This window comes from Kitasatospora arboriphila (genome assembly GCF_039528095.1).
In the GTDB taxonomy this organism is placed as follows: domain Bacteria; phylum Actinomycetota; class Actinomycetes; order Streptomycetales; family Streptomycetaceae; genus Kitasatospora; species Kitasatospora arboriphila.
Genome location: NZ_BAAALD010000084.1, coordinates 1 through 23,450, shown reverse-complemented (window position 1 = coordinate 23,450; position 23,450 = coordinate 1). Strand labels below are relative to the sequence as shown.

Here is a 23,450-nt window from a genome sequence, read left to right as displayed (position 1 = left end):
GGGCCTACTTCCAGGCCCAGATCTTCCCCACCGCCTTGCCGTCCGCGCCGACCTCCCACTCGAAGGCGCCCGCGACGCCCCGCAGGTCCGCGAACTCGGGCGAGTCGCTGCTGTAGACGATGGTGCCGCGCCAGCTGGTGCCGCCGCCCTCGGTGAAGCGGCCGACCCCGCCGCCCTGCCAGGAGGCGTGCGCGCCGGTGGGGCTCATGATGACGCCCTGCCCCTCGCCGTACAGGGTGCCGTCCGGGCGCAGCCGTCCGGTGTAGCTGCCCATGTCGTTGACGGTGACGCCGAGCAGTTGTCCGGTGCCGGTGAACGAGGTCTCCACGACGGGCGGCAGCCCGTGGTCGCTGCGGACCACCCGCTGGCCGGTGACCTGTGCCTGTTCCTCTCCGATGAGGTCGCCGAGCATGGTCGACCTCCCTTCCTCCCCTTCCGGACTACGCCCCCTCCGGGGGGCTGTCAAGGCAGGGGCCGACCGGCGCGGAGGGCAGGCAAACGCCCCGCCACCGGGAGCCGGTGACGGGGCGTCGGGGCGGTCGGACGTCAGCCGCCCGCAGCCGTGCGGACCGTCAGAGGTCCAGGCCGGTGAGCACCAGGACGCGCTCGTAGGTGAAGTCCTCCATCGCGTACTTGACGCCCTCGCGGCCCACGCCGGAGTCCTTCACGCCGCCGTAGGGCATCTGGTCGGCGCGGTAGGACGGCGCGTCGCCGATGATCACGCCGCCGACCTGCAGTTCGCGGTGGGCGCGGAACGCGGCCTGCACGTCGTGGGTGAACACGCCGGCCTGCAGGCCGAAGGAGGAGTCGTTGACGGCGGCGAAGGCCTCGTCGGTGGAGTCCACCTTGTGCAGCGACAGCACCGGGCCGAAGACCTCGGCGGTGGCCAGGATCGCGTCGCCGGAGAGGTCCGCGACCACGGTCGGGGCGTAGGAGGCGCCCTCGCGGACGCCGCCGGTGAGCACCTTGGCGCCCTTGGCGACCGCGTCGTCCACCCAGGACTCGACGCGCTTGGCGGCGTTCTCGTCGACCAGCGGGCCGACGTCCACGGCGTCGTCCGCCGGGTCGCCGGTGACCTGGTCCTGCACCTTGGCGACGATCTTCTCCACCAGCGCGTCGTAGACGGTGGCGTCGGCGATCACGCGCTGCACCGAGATGCAGGACTGGCCGCCCTGGTAGTTGGAGAACATCGCGATCCGGGTGGCCGCCCACTCCAGGTCGGCGTCGGAGTTCCAGTCGGCGAGGACCACGGCGGCGGCGTTGCCGCCGAGCTCCAGGGTGACGTGCTTGCGCGGCACCGAGTCCATGATCTGGTAGCCGACCCTGTCCGAGCCGGTGAAGGAGATGACCGGCAGCCGGTCGTCCTGCACGAGGGCCGGCATCTTCTCGTTCGGCACCGGCAGGACGCTCCAGGAGCCGGCCGGCAGGTCGGTCTCGGCGAGGATCTCGCCGAGCACCAGCGCCGAGATCGGGGTCGCCGGGGCGGGCTTGAGGATGATCGGGGCGCCGACCGCGATCGCCGGGGCGACCTTGTGCGCCACCAGGTTCAGCGGGAAGTTGAACGGGGCGATGCCCAGCACCACGCCCTTGGGGAAGCGGCGCACCACCGCGAAGCGGCCTGTGCCGCCCGGGTCGGTGTCCAGCCGCATGGTCTCGCCGTTGGTGCGGCGGGCCTCCTCGGCGGCCCAGCGGAACACCGAGACGGCACGGCCGACCTCGCCGCGCGCCCACTTGATCGGCTTGCCGTTCTCGGCGGTGATCAGACGGGCGATCTCCTCGGTGCGCTCGGCCAGCCGCTTGGACACGTGGTCCAGGGCGGCCGCGCGGACGTGCGCGGGGGTCGCGGCGAAGACCGGTACGGCGGCGGCCGCGGCGGCGACGGCCTCCTCGACCTGGGCGTCCGTCGGAACGCTGACCTTGCCGACCAGGCTGCCGTCGAACGAGTGGCGGACCTCGAAGTCCGACTCGCCGCTCGCCCGGCGGCCGGCCAGCCAGAACTCATGGGTGGTGGTCACGGTCGTACCGGCCCTTCCCTCGATTGGTGGATACCAGCCCACGGTAGGGCGGCCGGAACGCCAACCGGATTGGACACCGCGGAGTGGACCCCGCCGGCCGAAGTACACAGTGGCGTGTTGCGGACCGTCGGGGACCCGGCCCCGCCGATCACCCGGAGGCGATCACTCCTCGCCGGCGCGCAGGGCGAGCCACAGCTCCATCCGGACGTCGGTGTCGTCCAGCGACCGGCCCAGCAACTCCTCGACGCGGCGCATCCGGTAGCGCAGGGTGTGCCGGTGCACGCCCAGGTCGGCGGCGGCCGCGTCCCACTGCCCGTGCCGGGACAGCCAGGCGCGCAGGCTCGCCACCAGGTCGCCGCGGGCCGTCCGGTCGTGCTCGCGCAGCGGCCGCAGCAGGCCCTCCGCGAACGCCGTCACCGCCTCCTCGCCGAGCAGCGGCAGCAGCGAACCGGCGCCGACCTCCTCGTGGTCGACCGAGCGGCGACCGCCGCGCAGCGCCACCGCCAGCGCCCGCTCGGCCTGCGCGTACGCCGTGCCGGCGTCCTCCAGCGAGGTCGGCGCGGAGACGCCCAGCGCCAGGCCCTCGTGCTCCTCGACCGCACCCAGGCAGGCCCGGTGGGCGGCGCCGTTGTCCTGCGCCAGCACCAGCAGCCGCGGCCCGTGCGGGCCGTCCTCGCGGGAGACGAGCAGCCGCTCGCCGACCCGGCCGCCGGCCTGCTCCGCCCGGTCGCCGAGCTCGCTCAGCGTCTCCGCGGCCTCCGGGCCGGTGCCCGCACCGGCCACCATCACCCGCGCCTCGCCCTCCGGCAGGCCGCCGAACACGCCCGCCGAAACCTGCCGCGCGGTCGCCACCTCGCCCGCCAGCACCATGTGCAGCAGGGCGGCACCCATCCGCTCCTCGGCCTGCCGCAGCTCCCGCGACCGCTCCAGGGTCAGCGTCAGCAGCGCCACCGCCGCGTTCAGCACGTACCGCTCGGTCGGCGTGATCCGGTCCTCGGTGCCCACCGCCAGGAAGCCGCGCGGGCGGCGGTCCGCACCGAGCGACTGGACGACCACGAAGTCCTCGTCCGCGGTGTCGATCCCCGGCGAGCGGCCCTGCAGCGCCGCACTCGACGGCGCCGGGCGGCGGCGCAGCCGGTCCACCTCTGCCGCCAGCCGGCCGGCCCGCCGGGCCGCCCAGTCCGGCGCCACCGCGGACAGCGCGCCCGACCCGTCGTACAGCGCCGCCCAGCCGCCGAGCCGGGCCGCGAGCCGGCGGACCACCGCCGTCGTGCCGTCCTTGCCCAGCGCGGCCCGGGTCAGCTCCTCCTGCGCCTCGAAGCTGGTGGTCACCGCCTCGTACTGCTCGGCCGCCAGCGCCGCCGAGACGGCCTTGCTGATCGCGATGAACGGCGTCGCCTCCGGCACCCGCAGCAGCGGCAGGCCGCGCTGCGCCGCCGCCTCCACCAGGGCCTGCGGCACCTCGGTGTGCGACAGGCCGACGCCCAGGCCCAGACCGACCACCCCCGCGTCGGCCAGCCGGTGCACGTACGCCTGCAGCCGCGACGCGGTCTTGCCCAGCTTGATGCCCGTGGTGAGCAGCAGTTCGCCGCCCTCCAGGAAGGGTGTCGGGTCGTCGAGCTCGCTGGTGTGCACCCAGCGGACCTGCCGCTCCAAGTGGTCCGTCCCCGCCAGCACGGTCAGATGGAGCGCGGTGTTGCGGACGACGGAGGCGAGTGTGGGGGGCATGGCACCTTCGCTGGTACGACGCGGTCGCGCCGTTGCGACCGCGCAGGTGAGGGGTTGGGGGGCTGACTCCATTATGTACGCCCCGGACAAGCGGCAGCACGGAATCCTCCGCCGCGGAGTCAGCGCCGCGCTGGCCCGCCGCGCTGGCCCGCCGCGGTGACCCGCCGCGGAGCCGCGCCGCGGCCGGCGCCACCTGCGGATCCGTGCGGACCGGACCGCCGTCAGTCCCTCAGGTCCACCAGCAGCGGCGGGACCTGGTCCCCGTCCACCGTCGTCAGCGACGCCACGGCGTGCCCGCTCGGCAGCGCGTGCGCCAGGTCGGACGGCGACCAGCGGTGCCGCTCGACGTCCCGGGTGGTCACCGACTCGGTCTGCGCGGTCGTCCCGGACAGCGCCTTGCGGCCCGCCCGGGCGGCCTTGCGGACCAGCCCGCCGGAGGTGTCCGGCGTGTGCGTCACCGCGGTCTCGGTGACCAGGTGGGTGCCCCAGGCCTCGGAGAACAGCCGGCCGTCCCACGGGGCGATCCCCGGGAAGGCCATCCGGCAGCCGACCGCGCCGAACAGCGGCGCCCGCAGCGGCTCCGGCAGGTCCACCAGGGTGCGCAGCAGCAGCACCGCGCCCGCGTTCGCCGCCCGCATCCGCTGCAGCCCGCGGACGATCTGCGCGTCCACCGCCGCCGAGGCGTCGTCCACCACCAGGCCGGCGAACAGCGACCGCTCGGTGCGCGCCGACGCGGCCTGCACGAACTGGGCGACCACCAGCCGCGACAGCATCCGGGCGACCTCCGGGTGGCTGCGCTCCGGCAGCTTCACCCGGACCCGCAGCGGGTGCTCCAGCGCCCGCATCGCGAACGGCGGCAGCGCGTCCGGACCGCCCGCGAAGCTGCGCGCGAAGACCGGACGGTCCAGCAGCGCCAGCCGGTCGGCCAGCAGCGTGCCCGGGTCGTCGACCCGGCCGTGCCGGCTCTCGCGGTGCAGCAGGTCGGCCTCGTGCACCGCCAGCAGGCCGCCCGCCTGCAGCGCCTTGCGCAGCACCGCCCAGGCGTCCTGGTCCCCGCCGAGCAGCGCCCGCAGCTCGCGCACCCCCGGGTAGCGGCCGTACGCCGCGTGGTACGGGCCGACCACCTGCTGCAGCGCGGTGCGCGCGGTCTCGGCGCGCGCCGCCAGCTCGTCCGGCAGCAGCGCGTCGGCCAGCCGGGCCGCGGCCTCGTCCGGGTCCGCGGCGGCGCCGTACAGGTCGAGGCCGTACGGGGACGCCGGGTCGCCCGGCGCGATCACCACGTCGTACCAGGCGTCCGGACCGAGGTCCGACTCGGCGGCGCCGATCACCACCGCGCAGGCCGTGCCGGCGAGCGCCTGCAGGCAGAGCGCCTCCGCGACCGGCCGGGCCAGCCGCGCGGTCTTCCCGGTGCCGGCCGGGCCGACCGCCAGCAGGGAGGTGCCGATCAGCTGCGGGTCCAGGGCGAACCCGGCGCTGCGGTGCGCGGGCGGGTTCTTCACCACGTTCTGCGCGGTGCCGAGGCGGACCTGACGGGTCAGCAGGTCGTGCCGGCCGCTGCGGCCCGGCAGGTCCCGGGCCTCGGAGGGGTGGGCGCAGGCGGCGGCACCGCGGACCTCGACCTGCTCGGCGAAGGCCGGCAGCAGCTCCGGGTCCGCCAGCACGGTCTCCCAGGCGTGGCGGATCCGCGCGTAGTCGACGTCACCGACCGGCTCGCCGTCCAACCGCCGCGCCACCTGCGGCGCAGCCCCCCGGATCCCGGTCCAGGGGTCGGTGGTGAGGGGGGTCTCGGCGTCCGCCGGGGGCTCCTCGTGCGTCACCGTCCTGGACAGCAGCGGTGCGACCCAGCGCCGCCAGACCTCGGCCCAGCGGCCCATCGATCCGAAGACCATGAACACCCCGATGAGCACGGCGACGTTCACGGCCAGGGCGATGAGGAAGGAGACGACGAACGAGCTGGGAACGGTGAGTCCGACCGCCGTGAGCAGGCTCTGGATCAGCGGCGCGCCCTGGAGGTACACCACGGCGCCGACCGCGAGGTTCAGGGCGGCGCGCAGGAGGAGGGGGCGGGCGGGGACGGCGGCCTGTTCGGCGCGGGTCTCGTTGTGGGGGCGGTGGCCGAGGCGGAAGACGCCGGGCGGGGCGTCGGGGCGGGGTTCGGTCGCCCAGGCGGCGAGGTCGAAGGGGAGGGTCCGCTGCGGGGGGACGGACGATGTCCGTTGCGCCTGCGGCGCCTGCTGCCCCCGAGTGCCGTCCAGTCCCATCCCGGCCCCACTCCCTGTCCCACCGCCGGCAATGCCATACCCATGCCGCCGGTCCGGCGACACGCCCGCGCTCAATGTAGTGGAGCAGGGGCGCGTGTTCGCTGAACCGGGCGCGCTGGCCGCGCCGGACAATTCGGGCGGCGCACTGCTACCGAGTGGCGCATGCTCGGGTCGTGGGCTCGGCCGTAGCCTTCGAGGACCGAGCACTGAGATATGGAGAAACCCGCCATGAGCGCTGCAACCCCGCTCCCGCAGGAGCGCCGCCTGGTCACCGCGATCCCCGGCCCGAAGTCGCAGGAGCTGCAGGCCCGCAAGCTCGGTGCGGTGGCCGCGGGTGTCGGCACCACCCTCCCCGTGTACGTGGCCCGTGCCAACGGCGGCGTGCTGGAGGACGTGGACGGCAACAGCCTGATCGACTTCGGTTCCGGCATCGCCGTGACCAACGTGGGCAACAGCGCGGAGGCGGTCGTCGCCAAGGCGTCCGAGCAGCTCGCGGCGTTCACGCACACCTGTTTCATGGTGACCCCGTACGAGGGCTACGTGGCCGTGGCCGAGCAGCTGAACGAGCTGACCCCGGGCGACCACGAGAAGCGCACCGCGCTGTTCAACTCCGGCGCCGAGGCCGTCGAGAACGCGGTGAAGATCGCCCGCGCTTACACCAAGCGCACCGCCGTCGTGGTGTTCGACCACGGCTACCACGGCCGCACCAACCTGACCATGGGCCTGACGGCGAAGAACATGCCGTACAAGCAGGGCTTCGGCCCGTTCGCACCGGAGATCTACCGGGTGCCGGTGGCCTACCCGTACCGCTGGCTGACCGGTGCGGAGAACTGCGCCGCCGAGGCCGCCTCGCAGGCGATCGACATGATCAACAAGCAGATCGGCGCCGAGAACGTCGCGGCGATCATCATCGAGCCGATCCAGGGCGAGGGCGGCTTCATCGAGCCGGCCAAGGGCTTCCTGCCGGCGATCGTGGAGTACGCGAAGGCCAACGGCATCGTGTTCGTCGCGGACGAGATCCAGACCGGCTTCTGCCGCACCGGCCAGTGGTTCGCGTGCGAGGACGAGGGCGTCGTTCCGGACCTGATCACCACCGCCAAGGGCATCGCCGGCGGTCTGCCGCTGGCCGCCGTCACCGGCCGTGCCGAGATCATGGACGCCGCGCACGCGGGTGGCCTGGGCGGCACCTACGGCGGCAACCCGGTGGCCTGCGCCGCCGCGCTCGGCTCGATCGAGACCATGAAGGAACTGGACCTCAACGCCAAGGCACAGCGCATCGGCGAGGTCATGCTGGGCCGTCTGCGGACCATGCAGGAGAAGTTCGACGTGATCGGCGAGGTCCGCGGCCGCGGCGCGATGATCGCGATCGAGCTGGTGAAGCCGGGCACCAAGGAGCCCAACCCGGAGGTCACCGCCGCCGTGGCGAAGGCCTGCCACGCCGAGGGCCTGGTGGTGCTGACCGCCGGCACCTACGGCAACGTGCTGCGTTTCCTGCCGCCGCTGGTGATGCCGGAGCACCTGCTCACCGAGGGCCTGGACATCATCGAGGGCGCCTTCGCCGGCGTCTGACGAGCCCGGGGCGGTGGACAGCGCCCCGCAGGAGCGGGCCGGTCCGACCAGGACCGGGCCGCTCCGCGTTTCCTCCGTCGGCACCCGCGGACCGGCCGCGGGCCGTGCGCCGTCGCGGGCGGCGGTGGGACGGGTACCACCGCGTGGAGGTTGTACTCCCGCTGGTGAAGATGCTGTGCGAAACCACTTGCGCATCTCTGCTCGGCGGTGCCTTTGACGTACTGTCATGACAGATGGACAGCGAGCCGCGACCCTTAGCGACATCCTCCGCCGCCCCGGCGCGGGCAGCTGAGCCTCCAGACCGATCGACCGACCGCCGGGCCCACACCCCCCGGGCCGTGCGGAGCGGCGATCACCTCGGCCGCCCCGGAGCTCTCCCCCCTGCTCCGGGGCGGCTTTCGTTGCTTGTCGTGCCCATGATGCTCGCGGTGCTGCTGGTGCTGATCTCCTGGCAGGTCGCGGTCGACGGGCCGCTGCTCGGACTGGACACCGGGGCACGGCACACCGTCCACGAGCTGCGCCACGCGCTGCACAGCACGCTGGTCAACCACCTCGGCGCCGGCCTGTCCGACCTGGGCGGCGCGGTGCCGGCCGTACCGGTGCTGCTGGCCGCGGGGGCCCTGGCGGCGGTGCGCCGCCGCCGCGCCGCGCCGGCCCGCTGGTGGCTGCCGCTGCCGCTGGCCGCGGCGGCCGCGGCCCTGATCCCGCTGCTGGTGGTGCCCGCCAAGGCCTGGTTCGCCCGCCCGGGGCCGTACGGGCTGCCGCTCGCGCCCGACCAGTGGGGCTGGTACCCGTCCGGGCACACCGCGACCTCGGCGATCGCCTACGGGACGGCCGCGCTGCTGCTCGGCGGGACGCTCGCGGCCGACGCCCGGTTCGTGCTGTACACCTGCACCGTGATGCTCTGCCTCGGTGTGGGGGCCGGCCTGGTGTGGAGCGACTACCACTGGCTGCTGGACGTGGTCGCCAGCTGGTGCCTGGCCGGTCTGCTGCTGTGGGCTGCGGCGCTGCTGGTGCGGCGCGCGCTGCCCCGCGTACCGGCCGACGGCGGGGGCCCGCCGCGCTGGGGATCCGACTGACCGGCCCGCGCGGACGATGCGGACAGTGCGGTCGGCGCGGACGGTGCGGGTCGGTTCAGCTGTCGGCCGGGGGTTCGTCCTGGTTGCGGTGGACGAGGCCGGGCTCGCCGTTGTCGCGGTGCCACTCGACGACCAGTTCGTCGCGGGCGCCGAACCGGACGAGGTGGCGGCCCACCACGTCCTCGAGGTCGGCGAGGTGGTCGAGCTCGCCGTCGACGACCAACAGCAGGCCGTCCGGCTCCGCGGTGAGGACGGCGGTGCCGTAGGAGAAGGTGACGGTGCCGCGGCCGGTCTCCTCGGACCAGTCGGCGGTCACCCGGCGCCCGAGGTGGGCGGCGAGCTGCTTGCCGTAACGGCCGGGGCGGTCGGTGGCGACGCGGGCTTCGGATCGGGACACGGGATCTCCAGAGTGCCGGGGTGCGGGAATCGGGGGTGCTCCGCGCACGCGGGCACCCGTTGGACGGGGGCCCGCCGGGCAGGCTCCGGACCGTCCACCACTACGGTAGGGCGAATAGTGAGGTTAGCTCAACAAATTTTCGGGACTGCCGCACCGATACCCTGGCCCCGCCCGCCCCGGGCCGGGCCGGGGCACTCCGAGCCGGGAGCCCCCATGACCACGCCGCCGACCGCCGACACCGCAGCGGAGCTCGCCGACGCGCTGACCCGGGCGATGAAGCGGATCCGGCGGCAGACCATGCACCGGCTGGAGCCCTACGGCATCACCCCCGCCCAGGCCCGCGCGCTGCGCACCCTGGCCCACGCCCCCGGCTGCGACGAGGGGCCGGGCGCCCCGATGCGGCTCAGCGACCTGGCCGAACGGCTGCGGATCGCCCCCCGCTCCGCGACCGCGGTGGTGGACGCCCTGGAGGAGGCCGACCTGGTCGCCCGTACCCCGGACCCGGCCGACCGCCGGGCCGTCCGGGTGGTGCTGACCGATGCCGGCCGGGCCGCACTGGAGCGGATCGGACAGGTCCGCCACGAGGTCGCCCGGGACTACTTCAACCCGGTCAGCCGCGCGGAGCAGGAGGCCCTGCTGCAGGCGCTGCGGGCCGCCGAAGCAGCGTACGAATCAGCGACACCGCCCGGTCGGCCGGCACCGCGGTGAGCCCGATCCCGGCGATCACCAGGACGGCCGCGGCCCCGGCGAGCGCACTGAACCGTTCGCCGAGCAGCAGCCAGGACGAGGACATCCCGAACACCGGCACCAGCAGCGAGTAGGGCGCCACCGCGGAGGCGTCGTACCGACGCAGCAGGTGGCTCCAGGCGACGAAGCCGAACAGGGTGGAGACCAGGCCGACGTAGGCGATGGCGCCGATGCCCGCCGCCGAGATCCCGGCGAGCGCCCTGAGGTCGGCCTCCGGACCCTCCACCAGCAGGGACAGCGCGAGCAGCGGCAGCGGCGGCACCGCGCTGACCCAGACCATCCAGCGCAGGGCGTCCGCCGGGGCCGCCCTGCGGGTCAGCACGTTGGACAGCCCCCAGAACACGGCCGCCGCGATGACCAGCGCAAACGCACCGACCGGGCCGCCGAGGCCGTGGTCGACGGCGGCGAGCGCGATGCCGCCGAAGGCGACGGCGAGACCGGCCGTGCGCTGCCCGGTGGGGCGCTCGCGCAGCAGCACCGTCGCGAACAGCGCCGTGAACACCGCCTGGCTCTGCAGCACCAGCGAGGACAGGCCGGCCGGCATCCCCGCGTGCATGCCGAGGAAGAGCAGGCCGAACTTGGCCACGCCGAGCGTGCACCCGACGGCCGCCACCCACTTCCAGGCGACCCGCGGCGGCCCGACGAAGAAGACGGCGGGCACGGCGACGACGGCGAAGCGCAGGGCGCAGAAGAGCAGCGGCGGGAAGTTCTCCAGGCCGACGTGGATCAGCACGAAGTTGAGGCCCCAGACGGCGGCGACCAGCACCGCCAGGCCGATGTCGCGCGGCGCCATCGCGGCACCGGCGGGGCCCGCGCCGGCGGAGGACGCGGAGCGGCCCGCGGCGACGGAGGTAACGGGGACGGAAGCGGTGGTCGGTGGCATGGAATCGAGCCTGACGGGTGGGCACTGTTCAGCACCAGCGATGAATTCTGAACCGAACCGTTCAGCAACGCTTTACCATGGCCGTCATGTTGGATCTCGGCAGGATGCGCGCGCTGCACGCGGTGGCGGTGCACGGCTCGGTCGGCGGCGCGGCGGCCGCCCTCGGGTTCACGCCCTCCGCCGTCTCGCAGCAGATCTCCAAGCTGGAGCGTGAGACCCGCACCGTGCTGCTGGAGCGCCAGGGCCGCGGCGTGGTGCTCACCGACGCGGCCGTGCGGCTGGCCGACACCGCCCGGCAACTGCTCGCCCTGGTCGAACAGGCCGAGGTGACGCTGGAGGAGCGGCGCGGGCAGGCGGTCGGCCGGCTGCTGGTGGCCTCGTTCGCGACCGGCGCCCGCGGGGTGATGCCCGGTGCCCTCGCGGACCTGCGCGAGCACTGCCCCGACCTCGACGTCCGGCTGCTGGAGACCGACCCGTACCTGGCCGTCGAGCTGGTCACCCGCGGCGAGGTCGACCTCGCCCTCGTCCAGGACTGGCCGACCGTGCCGCTGCCCGTGCAGGACGGGGTCTCCCGCCTGGACCTCGGTCTGGACCCGGTGGACCTGCTGCTGCCGGCCGGTCATCCGCTCGCCGCGCTCGCCACCGTCCCGGTGGAGCGACTGCTCGGGCAGCGGTGGATCAGCGTCCCGCCGGGCAACATCTGCCACGACTGGCTCGTGCGCACGCTCCGCGAGGCCGGCGAGGAACCCGACGTGCTCTACCAGGTCGGTGAGTTCGAGACCCAGATCGCGCTGATCCGGGCCGGTCTCGGGCTCGGCCTGGTGCCCCGGCTCGGCCGGGCGCCGCTGCCCGCCGGAGTGGTCGCCCGGACGGTCTCCCCCGAGCCCACCCGCCGCGTGTACGCACTGTGGCGCAGCCAGGCCTCCCGCCGTCCGGCGATCACGGCCGCCCTGCGGGCGATCCGCGAGCAGTGGGCCCTGATCGAGGCGGCCTCCGCGGCGGCGGGAGCGGGTGCGCCCGGCTAGCCGGCCACGCCCCGGCTCCGCCCATCCGCCGCGGTTCATCCGACGACGTCCCCGCGACGGTTCTCAGTCGGCGAAGCCGATCACCAGCCACATGAAGCCCACACCGAGCAGCGTGCAGAGCAGCGTGGTCCGGGAGGGGTGCGGGCTGTGCGCCTCGGGCAGGATGTCCGAGGTCGCGAGGTACAGCAGGAAGCCGGCGAAGAAGCCCAGGTAGAGGCCGAGCACCTCGACCGGGATGGTGAAGAGCAGCGTGATCGCCGCCCCGGTCACCGGCGCCACCGCGTCCGCCGCCAGCAGCGTGAGCGCCCGCCTGCGGTCGTTCCCGTACATCCGGGTGATCGTGTACGTGTTGAAGCCGTCCGCGAAGTCGTGCGCCACCACCGCTATGGCCACCACCGTGCCCACCGTGGTGCCCGCCTGGAAGGCGGCCCCGATCGCGAAGCCGTCCATCAGGCTGTGCCCGACCAGGGCTCCGGCCGCGGTCAGGCCGATGCCCTGCCGGGCGTGGTCGTGGTGCCCGTGGCCGTGCGTGTGGGCGGCGTACTCGCCCTCGTGGCTGCGGTGGATCGCCACCGCGCGCTCGATGATGTGGATCGTCAGGAAGCCGGCCGCGAACATCAGCAGGGCCTGCGGCACACCGTGGATCTCGTCCGGCGCGGCACGGACCGCCTCCGGCAGGAGGTCGAAGGCGACCACACCGAGCATCAGTCCGGCGGCGAAACCGAGCACCAGGTGCCGGCGGTCACCCGTCCGCTGGGCGACCCAGCCGCCGACCAGCGTCATCAGGAAGGCCGCGGCGGCGACGAGGACGGCGGTCACCGGTCGGCCTCCGCCGCTCGCGGCGCCGGGATGGACGGACGGCGGGGCGCCGGTGCGCACACGGAACCGGGGATGCACCCGGAATCCGGGGCGGGCACCGTCCTGGGCGGGAGCACGGCTACGGGGGCGGGCACGGTCGGCGGTCTCAGCCGTCGGTGGCGGCGAGGTAGGCCGCGGCGAGTTGGGGCGAGCCCTCGACCGCCCAGCTGTGGCCGATCGCCGTGACGTCGAGTTCGCGCCCGCCGGGCAGGACCACCAGCGGGCGGTCGTGTTCGTCGAGCCGCCAGACCGTGCCGGGCACGCGCCGGCGCAGCACCGTGCCGAGATACAGGCCGGCGTCGTTGCCCAGCCACTCCGAGACCTCCGGATCGTCGCGCCAGCGCGGGAGCAGTTGGTCGAGCTGGGTCAGCGACGTCACTCCGTCGTCGAGCCGCACGCCCGAGTCGTCGGCGAGCTCGCGCAGCAGCCCGCACTCGGCGAGCAGGTCGGCCATCGTCGGCTCGTCCGGCTGCGGCGGGATGCCGCCCGGGTGGTGGGCGTGCCGGGCACGCCACCTGTCCAGGAACCCGATTCCCATCCCTCCAGACTGACAGGGCCGCGGTGTCGGTGCAGCGGGCCGGGGCCGCGTCCGGCGCGGCGGGGCAGCCCTGCCGCTCAGCCCGCTGCCAGGGGCAGGCCGAGGTGCGTCCGGGACAGCTCCCGCACGCCCTCGCCGTCGATCAGGTGGATGCGCCGGTAGCCCTCCTCCGCGGCGAGGTCGAGCGCCGCCTCGCCGAACCTGCCGGTGGTCAGGCGCAGCCCGCGCTCGGCGCCCTCCTCGCGGACCGCCTCGGCGAGGGTGCGCACCTCGTCCTCGGCCACCGGATCGGTGTTCCGGGACGCCCAGACCACCCAGCGGCCGGGCAGCGCGCTGTCCGCGGTGCCCTCGGCGGTGGCGACCAGCCCGATCGGCCCGCGCAGCCGCACGCTCCAGGAGCCCAGTCCGCCCCGGGTGAGCAGCTCACGCACCAGCTGGGCGAACTCGTTGGGCGACAGCTCGGCCGGGGTGGGCACCGTCGCACCGGCGGTGCCGTTCGGCACCACCGGCACGGGCCCGTACGGGTCGGGCGTGACCACGGCGGACAGCTCGCGCAGCCGCAGCAGCGCCTCGTCGTGCTCCGCGTCGGCGTACACACCCGGGGCCGGCTCGTCGTCGTCCACGACCGGGCTCCGGGCGCCGGCCGGGTCTGCCGGGTCTGCCGGGTCTGCCGGGTCGGCCACCAGGCGGGTGCGGGCGAGTGCGTCGCGGTCGGCGTCCACGCTGAGCAGACAGACCGGGTCGGCGCCGGGCCGGCGCAGCCAGCCGTTCAGCACCACGCCGGCGAGGATCCCCTCGGTGTCCACGGCGTCGGCGGCCTGCAGCGCGCGCAGCGCCAGTCGGGCGGCCAGGCGGAGGTAGTCGGAGGACCGCTCGGCCGGAGCCCGCGGCACGGGTTCGGGCGTGCCGTCCTCGGCGAGCCGGTAGCCGGAGAGCGAGGGCACCACGTCGAGCGGCGGCATGTCGAGGTCGAGGACGGCCGTCCGGGTCAGCGGGCGGAACAGGGCCCGGCAGGGGGACGGGATATCGCGGGTGGCGACCTCGGCGGCGGCGAGGGCGCGCTCCAGCAGGGACTCCACCGCGGCCGGTTCGGACAGCCGGTACGCCCGTCGGCACTCCTCCAGGCTCTCGTTGTACTCGCGCACAGCCCGGGCCTTCGCCTGCTCGGTCTCCTCGTGGGCGGCCCGTGCGGCCCGGGACTCGGCCGCGGCGCCCTCGGCCTGACGGGCCCGCCACTCGCGCAGGTCGCGCTGGTGGCGCAGCCGGGCCTGGGCGAGTTCGCGCTGGTAGCCGGAGTCGAGCAGCCGACGGGAGGCCGGTTCGTCGGGGTCGGCGGCCGGCGGCTGCGGCGGGGCGTAGTCGGCCCAGCGCGGCTCGGCCTCGACCGGCGGGAGGTCGGCGTCGGCCGGGAAGGGCCGCGGTTCGTATCTGCGCAGCTGGCTCTCGAAGTCCATCGCGGAGACGGGGAGCGCGGCGCGGCGGAGCAGGTCCGCGAGGTGTTCGTGCTCGGCCTGCACGGTGAGGGTCCGATGGTGTGTCAGGGCGGCCGCGCGGGCGTGCACGGCGACGGTGTCCTCCTCCGACGGGCCGTCGGGAGTCTCCGCCCCGAGGTCGCGGAAGAGCGTGGCGAGGAACCCGGCCTGCAGCGGCTCGGCCGCCTCCGGGAACGTCTGGGCCACGGCGGACGCCCGGGCCGATGGTGTCCGGGCCGAGGAGGCGGCCGACGGGGTACTGTCCGGGCGGCTGTCGGGTGAATGCTGCATCAGCGGTCGATCCCCCACTACGTCACTGAGCCTCTACGTCACTGAACCACTGCGTCACTGCATCACTGGTCGTCCGGCGAGATCGCGGAGGCCCGGACCAGCCCGCGCGCGCTCGCAGGGGCCGCTCGGCCGCGGTCCCTGCGAGCATTCTCCACCGTTCGGATGCGATGGTCAGCCAACAACGGGAGTTGGCCACCGCAGTGCACCGACCGAGCCACCCCTGGGGGGTGCCCGTCGGCCACCGTGGTGCCGCCGTTGGGTCTCGGTTCGGTTCGGTTCGGTCGGTGTCGGCGCTGTGCCTTCGGCTCCCTCCGGCGGTGGGTCAGTTCGTGCGGGTGTCAGTTGGTGTGGGTGTCAGTTGGTGCGGGTGTTGGTGAGGTGCTGTCCGATGTACCCGACGTAGATGCGGCCGCTGCCGGAGCAGTCGTCGAGGTAGTGCAGTCGAGGGGCGGTCGAACCGCCGCCGATCCGCAGGTGGGCTCCCATGAAGGCGCGTCGGGACACGTCCACGCAGGGCGGCACCGGCAGCATCCGTTCGCGCTTCCACTTGGCGTGGCTCTCGACCGTGCGGGACTCCCAGCGGACGGCCTTGCGCGGCGGGAAGTGGTGGCAGCCGGGCGGGGTGTGCTCGCACCACGCCTTGAAGTCACCGCCGGCCTCACCTCGGACGGCTGCCGCGGCGTACTCCTGCAGGGCCGTCAACCCGTCCCAGGCGAGGCGCGCCCAGCCGGAGCCGTCGGGCTGCCCGTCCAGTGCGACGGTCTCCTTCTCGTCCCCGGTGAACTGCAGCAGCGGGAACTCGGCGAACCGGCAGACCAGCTCACCGAAGCTCTCGGGCACCAGTTCCTTGTCCGCGGCTATGTCCCTGGCCAGGCGGGCGAACGCCGCCTCGGCGGGAGCGCGCAGCGCGGCCACCGACGGCAGTCCGGCCCCCGCCGGGACCGCGACGGGTGCCACCGGAGCCACGCAGAGCCTGCTGCCGGAGCGGGCCGGGCGCGGAGCGCTGCGGCGGCGGCGCTCATCGGCCCGGGGGCGCGGCGCCTCGGAGGCCGTCCTGGAGCGCACGGGCTGCCGGTGCTCCGGCGGCACGATCAGCGGGGGGACGGCGGCCAGGGCCGGCGGTACGGGGATATCGGCGGCGATCTGCCGGGGCTCGCGGGCCAGCAGCCCGGCCGCCCGGCGGGTGTCCTCCGACATCCGGCGGGTGGCGAGCACCTGGTGCCGTCCGGCGTCCGCACGGGAAGCCGGATCGACCTCGGGGAGGTACGTGCGCACCGCACCCCCGTAGACCTTGTGGAACTCGAAGGCGACGTTGAACAGCGGCAGGGCGGCGTGGTCGAGGACGTGCAGCGAGGCCAGGCCCGTGAGCTGGTGCAGCACCGGCTGCACCTGGTCGGCCAGCCACTCCTCCAGCGGGGTGGACGGGGGCACGCTCGCGACGACGGCGGCCAGGCGCCGCTCCGGGTCGCAGAGCTGGTCGATCAGGTCGTCGACCTCGGCGGGGGTGACGACCCGCGGCTGGGCCGTCAGCGGTGCGGGGCCGTCGTGGGCGTCGAGCAGGGGCAGCAGGATCCGTGCGACCTCGGGCACCGGCACCCGGCCGGGGCTGCGGACCGGCGGACCGGCGGTGAGGTGATCCGCCTCCAGCCGGAGAACGAGGGGCTCCTCGCCGCCGGCGGCCGTCGGAGTGCCGGTGGGAGCAACTGCGGGAGCGGCTGTGGGAACGGCTGTGGCGATGGTGACGGTCAGCAGGTGGGTGCGGTGTGCACCGTCCGGGGTGCGCAGCCGGCGTCGGGCGTAGCGGCCGGTGGGGCCCACCGGAGGGGTGCCACCGGAAGCAAGGCCCCGGGCGGGGCCGTGGTCGGAGCCGTGGTCGGGGGTGGTGGTGTCGGAAGCAGTGGCAGGTGTGGGCGTGGCCGGTGCCTCGGCGGACACCGGCAGTGGCCCGGTGTCGCGGTCCAGGAGCACGCGCTCGCCGAGTCTGAGCCGTTCCGTCCTCGGGGACCGGTCGGCCGGCGGGGGCTCGTCGTGGCCCTCCTGCTTGAGCCAGACGGCGAGTGCCTCGTCCACCAGGGCGAGGACGTCGTCGAAGGGCAGCGCGGTGGTGAGGGTCGTCCGGTAGGGAATGGCGCGTCCGGACTGGTCGGCCTGCCTGGGCAGGCCCGGTGGTTCGGCTGGGCGGCCGGAGGTCGGGGCGTGGTCTGACGTCATGCTCGGTACCTCCCGTGGTGCAGGGGTCGGGTCTGCGGTCCTCCATCGATGGGCTGGATGTCCGGCATCGGCCGGCGGGTGTCGGCGCGACGTCCTTGTGCTGGAAACGGAGACGCCCGGAGCGGAAGTTCCGACTCCGGGCATGGTTAATTCGTTCGAGTGTCACTCAATCGGCAGTTCGCGGTGGCTCCACCCCGCCGGCGCCGCGCTGGAGGAGCCGCCGGTGGCCTCGGCGAGCCAGGCGTGAAAGTCCGTCACCCCGGCCTCCGGCACCCCCACTTCGATCCGCACCCCGGCGGCCTCGTAGGCCAGGTCCCGCACCTCGTACCCCGCCGCACGCAGGTCGTTCTCCAGCCGTCCGGCCCTGGTGTGGTCGGCCGGAACGGTGAACAGGGCCACCGGACGGCGCTCCAGCAGGCCGATCACGTCGACGGCCTCGGAGACCGCGCTGCCGTACGCCCGCACCAGTCCGCCCGCGCCGAGCTTGATCCCGCCGAAGTAGCGGGTCACCACCGCAGCCGTGTCGGTCAGGCCGCGCCGCCGGAGCACCTCCAGCATCGGCACACCGGCCGTTCCGCTCGGCTCGCCGTCGTCGTTGGAGCGCTCGCGCCGCTGGTCCTCGCCGACCACGAAGGCGGTGCAGTTGTGCCGGGCGTCCCAGTACTGCTTGCGGATCGCGGCGATGAAGGCCTGCGCCTCGTCCTCGTCGGCGACCCGGGCGAGGTGGCAGATGAAGCGGGACTTCTTGATCTCGATCTCGTGGCTGCCAGCGCCCCGGACGGTCAGGTACGGCTTCGGGCTGGGCTCCGACATGGCGGGACGGGTCTCCGGGCAGGTGGGGGGCGGCGGGCAGCAGGCGACGGCGCTGCCGCGGCGGCGCACCGGTCGTCCCGCACGGGGTGTCCCGCCAGCCTAACGCTCCGGGTCCTGCACCGGTTCGGTGCCGGACCGGCCATGGGATCGCCGCCTCCCCGCCCGGGCTGCCGGACGCCGCCGGTCAGCGCCCGGCGAGTGCGTCCAGCGCGGCGCGGTCGAGGCCGGTGAGCCGGGCGACCTCCGCCGGGTCGACGGCCCCGCAGTCAAGGCCGCGGAGCAGGTAGCCGCTGAGCGCGCGGGCGGTGGCCGGCTCGTCCATCACGTCGCCGCCGGCCTTGGCCACGTAGGCGGCGAGCCGGGCCGCGGCCGCCTCCAGGCCCTCGCGGTAGAAGGCGTAGACCGCGGCGTAGCGGGTCGGCAGGTGCGCCGGGTGCATGTCCCAGCCCTGGTAGTAGGCGCGGGCCAGCGAACGGCGGACGAGGCCGTGGTGCAGCCGCCAGGCCGCGTGGACCTGCTCGGTGGAGCCGGTCGGGACGACGTTGGTGGAGCCGTCGGACAGCCGCACGCCGGTGCCGGCCGCGGCGACCTGCATCACCGCCTTGGCGTGGTCGGCCACCGGGTGGTCCATGCTCTGGTACGCCGCGCTGACCCCGCAGGCGGCGCTGTAGTCGAAGGTGCCGTAGTGCAGGCCGGTCGCCCGGCCCTCGGCGGCGTCGATCATGCGGGCCACCGTGGCACGGCCGTCCGCGCCGAGGATGGCCTGCGTCGTCTCGATCTGGATCTCGAACCCGATCCGGCCGACGGGCAGCCCCGCCCGCCGCTCGAAGTCCTCCAGCAGCCGGACCAGCGCCGTGACCTGCTCGGCGTAGGTCACCTTCGGCAGGGTCAGCACCAGCCCGTCGGGCAGGCCGCCTCCGGCGAGCAGCGTGGCGAGGAACAGCTCCAGGGTGCGGATGCCGCGGTCGCGGACGGCCGCCTCCATGCACTTGATCCGGATGCCGATGTACGGCGGGGCCGCCCCGCCGGCCACCGCCTCGGACACCAGACGGGCGGCCCGTACCGCGGCCGCGTCCTCCTCGGCGTCCGGCCGGGGGCCGTAGCCGTCCTCGAAGTCGATCCGCAGGTCCTCGACGGGCTCCCGCTCCAGCTTCGCCCGGACGCGGGCGTGCACGTCGGCGAGCAGGGCGTCCGCGGGGACCCCGAGCGCCTGCGCGAGCTGCTCCGGCGTCGCGGCGTGCGTGTCGAACGCCTCCAGCGCCCGGCGGCCCCAGTCGTCCACCGTGTCGGCGCCGAAGGCGTCGGCCGGGACGTACACGGTGTGCACGGGCTGCCGGCTGCCGGAGTCCCCCGGGTAGCGGCGGGCCAGCTCGGCGTCGATCGGGGCCAGCAGGGCGGCCACGGCCGTCCGGGCCGCGTCGGAGAACGAGGCCCCACCTGCGGGAACGGTGCCGTTCAGCTCGACCTGCGCCATCAGAACTCCTCCACGACGCGCCGGCCGCACACCGCACCAGCGCTTCAACAAATTGTTGAGGCGACGGTAGTGTTCGCCGCGCCGGGGCGTCAATGGCGCACCCCCCGGTCGGAGTCGTCCGGGGGGTGCGTGGGGTTGTGGTGATGCACGGTTGCGCCGGTGACCCGGCGTGTGCCCGCAGCCGGTGGCGGCTACTCGCGGCCGGAGCTGACGTAGCGGTTCTGCAGCTGGGCCCAGATGCGGTTCACGTCCGCGGGGTTCACCGAACCGTCCGGGCGCGAGCCGGTGACCCCGTACTCGGAGGTCAGGAACTCGGCGAGGCTCTGCGGGTCGGGCTGCTGCTCGTAGGTGTCGATGTACGAGATCAGCGCGTCGAAGCAGACGTCCGGGTCGAGCGGGTCGGCACCGGAACGGCGACCGCCCTGCCCTCCGGCGGACTCGACGCCCTCGGCATCGAAGTCCAGATCCGCCAGCTCGGCGCGGTCGGCCTCGGCCTGGTCGAAGGGCAGCGGCTCCGCCACGGCCCCGTCCCGCGCGAAGCGGCGCACGTCCTGCTGGAACTGCTCGGACTCGGCGTGGACGGTCTGCTCCAGGCGGATCGGACGACCGAGCCGACCAGGAGACACCTGTCCGGGGGCGGGGCGGGCCGTGCCCTGCTGCGGCCCGGCCTGGGGACGGCCCACGGCACCCGGCACCGGACGGCCCGGACGCTCGCCCTGGGCCGGACCGCCGAGGACCTGCGGACCGGACGGCGGCAGGTCGCCCATCGGGCCGGCCTGGGGTCCGACGGGCCGCGGCTCCGCCGCCCGCGGCGGCTTGAACCACGGGGACATCCGGGCGCCCGGCGCCTCGGCGTCGTCGGACGGCTGCGAGTAGCTGCGGACCGCACGGGCCATCCAGACGTTGGCCTGGGCGGCCTCCGGCTCGGAGACCGGCGTGCCGTCGTGCTCCGGCTCCTGCGCGTCCCGCAGCCGGACCGCGGCCAGCTTGGCCAGGGTCGGCACCGCCACGGCGGCCGACACCGCAGCCGGACCGGCGGGCGAGGCCTCGCCCTTCGTCACCTCGAGCGGACCGTCGATCCGGTCGAGGATGCCCGGGTCGAGCGGCACGCCGTACTTCGCCAGCTTGAGCGGCAGGAGCGCTTGGAAGGGAGCGGACCGGCGCCAGCCGCGGCCGTACCGGAACCTCAGCTGCGCGCGGTACACCAGCCGGTTCTGCTCCAGCCGGACCGTCTCGTCGTAGGAGCGGAGCTCCCACAGCTTCATGCGGCGCCAGAGGCGGAAGGTCGGCACCGGCGAGAGGACCCAGCGCATCAGGCGCACCGACTCCATGTGGCGGTCGGCGGTGATCGCCGCGATCCTGCCCACCGCGTGCCGGGAAGCCTCGACGACCACGACGAACAGCACCGGGATGACCGCGTGCATCGCCATGCCGAGGGCGTCGCCCCAGGAGGCCGCCGCGTTGAACGCGATCGTCGCGGCGGTGAGCAGCCAGGCCGTCTGCCGCAGCAGCGGGAAGGGTATGCGCAGCCAGGTCAGGACCAGGTCCAGCGCGAGCAGCACGACGATGCCGGCGTCGACGCCGATCGGGAAGGCGTAGGAGAAGGCACCGAAGCCCTTCTCCATCGCGAGTTCGCGCACCGCGTTGTACGAGCCGGCGAAACCGATGCCGGAAATCAGACAGGCACCGGCGGCGACCACGCCGAGTAGTGCCCGATGAGCGCGAGTGAGGGACGGGCGTGCCATGTAGTAGATCAACCCCTGGGGACCGGCTGCTGCCGTAAGCGACCGTTACTGCCGAATCCACCCTCGGCCGGACACGGGGTCTCCGTGCTGTGGACCGTCTCGGCCCACCGGATACTACTCGTACACGCGTTTCATCACGCCTCCCACCCGGACGCCGGTGTCCGCTGCGGGGTGCCGTTGAGGTGCGCCAACACCGCCAGGACACGGCGGTTGGCGTCCTCGGCCGGTGCCAGCTCCAATTTCGTGAAGATATTGGCAATGTGTTTCGCCACCGCACCGTCACTGACGGTGAGTCGGGCGGCGATGGCGGAATTGGAACAGCCCTCCGCCATCAACTCCAGCACCTCCCGCTCCCGGGGTGTCAGCCGCTGGAGCGGGCCCGAACCGGCCCGGCTCTCCATCAGTTTGGCGATCACGTCCGGGTCCATCGCCGTACCGCCGGCCGCCACCCGGCGGACGGCGTCGACGAACTGCTCGGCGTTGAACACCCGGTCCTTCAGCAGGTACCCCACGCCGCCGGAGCCGTCGGCCAACAGCTCCCGCGCGTAGAGCTGTTGGACGTGCTGCGACAGGACGAGGACCGGCAGGCCGGGGACCTGCCGCCGGGCCGCGAGCGCCGCCTGTAGCCCCTCGTCGGTCAGCGTGGGCGGAAGCCGGACGTCCACCACGGCGACGTCGGGCTTCTCGTTGAGCAATGCCTCCAAGAGCTCGGGACCGGTCTCGACCGCCGCCGCGATGGTGAAGCCGTGCACCTCCAGGAGCTTGATCAGCCCTTGTCGGAGGAGGTAGAGATCCTCGGCGAGGACAACGCGCACGGCAACTCCATGGTGATGGTCGTCGGCCCGCCGGGCGGGCTGCTCAGCGAGAGCGTGCCATCGAAGGTACCCAACCTCCGCTCGATGCCGCGCAGCCCACTCCCCCGGCCCGGCTGAGCGCCCCCGCAGCCGTCGTCGGTGACCGTGACTCGGAGCAGGCCGGCCCGGTGGAGGATGTCCACCCAGACCCGTCGTGCCCCCGAGTGCTTGGCGGCGTTGGCGAGCAGTTCGCTGATGCAGAAGTAGACGGCGGCCTCCACCGGCGGCTCGGGTCGCTCCGGCAGGCAGACGGTGACCTCGGTGGGCAACGGGCTGTCCAGGGCCAGCGATCGCACCGCATCACCCAGCCCGCGCTCGGCCAGGACCGGCGGGTGTATGCCCCGCACGAGGTCGCGCAGTTCCTGGAGCGCCTTGGCGGAGGATTGCCTGGCCTCGGAGAGCAACTCGCGGGCCGCGGCCTGGTCGGTCTCCATCAGGTGCTCGATCGTGCCGAGTGTCATGCCGATCGCCACCAGCCTCGCCTGGGCGCCGTCGTGCAGGTCCCGCTCGATCCGCCGCAGCTCCGCCGCCTGGTCGCCCAGGGCATCGGCACGGGTCAGGGTCAGCTCCTCGACCCGGCGCTTCAGCTGGGTGTTGCTGGCCCACCGACCCGGCTCCAGCACCCGTGCGGCGACGTCGAGGTGGGCACGCAGTGCGTACGGCGTGACCAGGAGACCCACCACCGACACCAGCACGCCGAGCAGGAGCGACATGACGGACTTCAGCGGGTGGCTGCTGCCCAGCCCACCGTCGACGGCGGAGACGAGTGCGAAGACCGCCCCACCACCGAGCATCAGCACCGGCGGCACCAGGAAGAACGTCGCGGACCAGGGGTTGAGGAGCCACCAGATCGCGTCCCGCCTGGTCGTGGCGTCCCGCACGCTCCAGTGCACGAAACGGGCCACCCGGGCCACCCCGTGCCGGCGGTGGTAAGAGAAGCCCGTCCACCAGTGGCCGCGCTCGTCACGCTCCAGCGGCGGCATGGGCGAGTACTCCGCCCGGACGGTGATCCCGCACCAGCGCCGGACCTGAGCCCTCGTCCAGCCCGCGCTGTGGCGGGAGCACTGGTAGACCGCCAGCAGACCGGTGGTCATCACCGTCACGAACACGCAGAACGGGAAGAACTCGAAGGTCTCGAAGATCCGGGCCGTCACACCGCCGGTGACGACCACGACCATGAACGGCAACAGGACGCTCAGGCTCGCGCCGCCGGCAGCGATCGCGGACCGGCCCACCGCCCGGACGCTCGCCCGGAGCCGCCCCGACGCTCCCCGACCGACCACCTTCATCCCTTCGAGGGAAGTTGTGACTGCCACGGTGCTGCTCCTGACATCGACGTCCGACTGGCCACGGCATCAGTTTCCTGGCTGGGGTCATCGCAGCACATTGGCTGTGACACCCATCTTTGGGGTGGACCTAGCACCACCTCCTGGCTGGCCGTGCCGAACCCGGAAATGCGAGAAGCCCCGCCCGGTGTCCCCGGGCGGGGC

Annotated in this window: 19 protein-coding genes; 4 read left to right on the top strand and 15 right to left on the bottom strand. The window is 74.2% G+C overall.

Going from position 1 to position 23,450, the window contains the following annotated elements:
* Window positions 1-4: 4 nt before the first annotated feature.
* The 4 genes from ABD353_RS30795 to ABD353_RS30780 all read right to left on the bottom strand — a co-directional run bounded on the left by ABD353_RS30795 (window position 5) and on the right by ABD353_RS30780 (window position 6,004).
* Window positions 5-412 (bottom strand): hypothetical protein, encoded by a 408-nt coding sequence (locus ABD353_RS30795; RefSeq protein WP_344626968.1) that lies wholly within the window; start codon window positions 410-412, stop codon window positions 5-7.
* A gap of 160 nt (window positions 413-572) precedes the next feature.
* Window positions 573-2,015, bottom strand: coding sequence for an aldehyde dehydrogenase family protein (locus ABD353_RS30790; protein ID WP_344626967.1), 1,443 nt, complete (start codon window positions 2,013-2,015; stop codon window positions 573-575).
* A 162-nt stretch (window positions 2,016-2,177) separates the two neighbouring features.
* Complete coding sequence (locus ABD353_RS30785; protein ID WP_344626966.1) at window positions 2,178-3,743, bottom strand: PucR family transcriptional regulator; 1,566 nt, start codon at window positions 3,741-3,743, stop codon at window positions 2,178-2,180.
* 221 nt (window positions 3,744-3,964) lie between these two features.
* Window positions 3,965-6,004, bottom strand: a complete 2,040-nt coding sequence (locus ABD353_RS30780) for an ATP-binding protein (protein ID WP_344626965.1) — start codon at window positions 6,002-6,004, stop codon at window positions 3,965-3,967.
* Between the two features lie 228 nt (window positions 6,005-6,232).
* On the opposite strand from ABD353_RS30780, the gene gabT reads away from it, so the two are divergent.
* On the top strand, window positions 6,233-7,573 hold the full coding sequence (gene gabT / locus ABD353_RS30775; protein ID WP_344626964.1) for a 4-aminobutyrate--2-oxoglutarate transaminase: 1,341 nt from the start codon (window positions 6,233-6,235) through the stop codon (window positions 7,571-7,573).
* Between the two features lie 416 nt (window positions 7,574-7,989).
* The gene (locus tag ABD353_RS30770; RefSeq protein WP_344626978.1) at window positions 7,990-8,652 is read left to right on the top strand and encodes a phosphatase PAP2 family protein; all 663 of its coding nucleotides are present in this window, start codon (window positions 7,990-7,992) and stop codon (window positions 8,650-8,652) included.
* Window positions 8,653-8,707: 55 nt separating this feature from the next.
* On the opposite strand, the gene ABD353_RS30765 is transcribed toward ABD353_RS30770, so the two are convergent.
* Window positions 8,708-9,049, bottom strand: coding sequence for a DUF2218 domain-containing protein (locus tag ABD353_RS30765; RefSeq protein ID WP_344626963.1), 342 nt, complete (start codon window positions 9,047-9,049; stop codon window positions 8,708-8,710).
* A 213-nt stretch (window positions 9,050-9,262) separates the two neighbouring features.
* Between ABD353_RS30765 and ABD353_RS30760 the strand changes: the two genes are divergently transcribed.
* Window positions 9,263-9,757, top strand: coding sequence for a MarR family winged helix-turn-helix transcriptional regulator (locus ABD353_RS30760; protein ID WP_344626962.1), 495 nt, complete (start codon window positions 9,263-9,265; stop codon window positions 9,755-9,757).
* Here the strand turns inward: ABD353_RS30760 and ABD353_RS30755 are convergent.
* Entirely contained in the window at window positions 9,660-10,589 is a 930-nt protein-coding gene (locus ABD353_RS30755; RefSeq protein ID WP_344626977.1) for an EamA family transporter, read from the bottom strand. The two genes, ABD353_RS30760 and ABD353_RS30755, sit on opposite strands and share 98 nt — an antisense overlap.
* Before the next feature lie 176 nt (window positions 10,590-10,765).
* On the opposite strand from ABD353_RS30755, the gene ABD353_RS30750 reads away from it, so the two are divergent.
* Window positions 10,766-11,704 carry a LysR family transcriptional regulator gene (locus ABD353_RS30750; protein ID WP_344626961.1) on the top strand — a complete coding sequence of 313 codons (939 nt, stop codon included), beginning with the start codon at window positions 10,766-10,768 and terminating at the stop codon, window positions 11,702-11,704.
* A 63-nt stretch (window positions 11,705-11,767) separates the two neighbouring features.
* Here ABD353_RS30750 and ABD353_RS30745 read toward each other — a convergent pair whose 3' ends face one another.
* The 9 genes from ABD353_RS30745 to ABD353_RS30705 all read right to left on the bottom strand — a co-directional run bounded on the left by ABD353_RS30745 (window position 11,768) and on the right by ABD353_RS30705 (window position 23,276).
* Window positions 11,768-12,487, bottom strand: coding sequence for a ZIP family metal transporter (locus ABD353_RS30745; protein WP_263108094.1), 720 nt, complete (start codon window positions 12,485-12,487; stop codon window positions 11,768-11,770).
* A gap of 181 nt (window positions 12,488-12,668) precedes the next feature.
* Window positions 12,669-13,100, bottom strand: a complete 432-nt coding sequence (locus ABD353_RS30740) for a DUF6278 family protein (protein ID WP_344626960.1) — start codon at window positions 13,098-13,100, stop codon at window positions 12,669-12,671.
* Between the two features lie 77 nt (window positions 13,101-13,177).
* A complete protein-coding gene (locus ABD353_RS30735; RefSeq protein WP_344626959.1) occupies window positions 13,178-14,779 on the bottom strand; it encodes a restriction endonuclease in 1,602 nt (533 codons plus the stop codon).
* A 438-nt stretch (window positions 14,780-15,217) separates the two neighbouring features.
* Window positions 15,218-17,074 (bottom strand): hypothetical protein, encoded by a 1,857-nt coding sequence (locus tag ABD353_RS30730; RefSeq protein ID WP_344626958.1) that lies wholly within the window; start codon window positions 17,072-17,074, stop codon window positions 15,218-15,220.
* Window positions 17,075-17,236: 162 nt separating this feature from the next.
* A complete protein-coding gene (locus ABD353_RS30725; RefSeq protein WP_344626957.1) occupies window positions 17,237-17,887 on the bottom strand; it encodes a YigZ family protein in 651 nt (216 codons plus the stop codon).
* A gap of 184 nt (window positions 17,888-18,071) precedes the next feature.
* The gene (locus ABD353_RS30720; protein WP_344626956.1) at window positions 18,072-19,361 is read right to left on the bottom strand and encodes a DUF6986 family protein; all 1,290 of its coding nucleotides are present in this window, start codon (window positions 19,359-19,361) and stop codon (window positions 18,072-18,074) included.
* Window positions 19,362-19,552: 191 nt separating this feature from the next.
* Window positions 19,553-21,106 carry a DUF2637 domain-containing protein gene (locus ABD353_RS30715; protein ID WP_344626955.1) on the bottom strand — a complete coding sequence of 518 codons (1,554 nt, stop codon included), beginning with the start codon at window positions 21,104-21,106 and terminating at the stop codon, window positions 19,553-19,555.
* A 134-nt stretch (window positions 21,107-21,240) separates the two neighbouring features.
* The gene (locus tag ABD353_RS30710; RefSeq protein ID WP_344626954.1) at window positions 21,241-21,921 is read right to left on the bottom strand and encodes a response regulator transcription factor; all 681 of its coding nucleotides are present in this window, start codon (window positions 21,919-21,921) and stop codon (window positions 21,241-21,243) included.
* Entirely contained in the window at window positions 21,873-23,276 is a 1,404-nt protein-coding gene (locus ABD353_RS30705; RefSeq protein ID WP_344626953.1) for a sensor histidine kinase, read from the bottom strand. Before ABD353_RS30705 ends, ABD353_RS30710 begins: the two co-directional genes overlap by 49 nt.
* Window positions 23,277-23,450: the final 174 nt, after the last annotated feature.

Bases quoted from the DNA above. Each gene is read 5' to 3' on its own strand.
- ABD353_RS30795 (WP_344626968.1), bottom strand. From the start codon at position 412: ATGCTCGGCGACCTCATCGGAGAGGAACAGGCACAGGTCACCGGCCAG.
- ABD353_RS30750 (WP_344626961.1), top strand. From the start codon at position 10,766: ATGTTGGATCTCGGCAGGATGCGCGCGCTGCACGCGGTGGCGGTGCAC.
- ABD353_RS30715 (WP_344626955.1), bottom strand. From the start codon at position 21,106: ATGGCACGCCCGTCCCTCACTCGCGCTCATCGGGCACTACTCGGCGTG.
- ABD353_RS30755 (WP_344626977.1), bottom strand. From the start codon at position 10,589: ATGGCGCCGCGCGACATCGGCCTGGCGGTGCTGGTCGCCGCCGTCTGG.
- ABD353_RS30760 (WP_344626962.1), top strand. From the start codon at position 9,263: ATGACCACGCCGCCGACCGCCGACACCGCAGCGGAGCTCGCCGACGCG.
- ABD353_RS30725 (WP_344626957.1), bottom strand. From the start codon at position 17,887: ATGTCGGAGCCCAGCCCGAAGCCGTACCTGACCGTCCGGGGCGCTGGC.
- ABD353_RS30780 (WP_344626965.1), bottom strand. From the start codon at position 6,004: ATGGGACTGGACGGCACTCGGGGGCAGCAGGCGCCGCAGGCGCAACGG.
- ABD353_RS30720 (WP_344626956.1), bottom strand. From the start codon at position 19,361: ATGGCGCAGGTCGAGCTGAACGGCACCGTTCCCGCAGGTGGGGCCTCG.
- ABD353_RS30770 (WP_344626978.1), top strand. From the start codon at position 7,990: ATGATGCTCGCGGTGCTGCTGGTGCTGATCTCCTGGCAGGTCGCGGTC.
- gabT (WP_344626964.1), top strand. From the start codon at position 6,233: ATGAGCGCTGCAACCCCGCTCCCGCAGGAGCGCCGCCTGGTCACCGCG.
- ABD353_RS30745 (WP_263108094.1), bottom strand. From the start codon at position 12,487: ATGACGCTGGTCGGCGGCTGGGTCGCCCAGCGGACGGGTGACCGCCGG.
- ABD353_RS30740 (WP_344626960.1), bottom strand. From the start codon at position 13,100: ATGGGAATCGGGTTCCTGGACAGGTGGCGTGCCCGGCACGCCCACCAC.
- ABD353_RS30730 (WP_344626958.1), bottom strand. From the start codon at position 17,074: ATGACGTCAGACCACGCCCCGACCTCCGGCCGCCCAGCCGAACCACCG.
- ABD353_RS30785 (WP_344626966.1), bottom strand. From the start codon at position 3,743: ATGCCCCCCACACTCGCCTCCGTCGTCCGCAACACCGCGCTCCATCTG.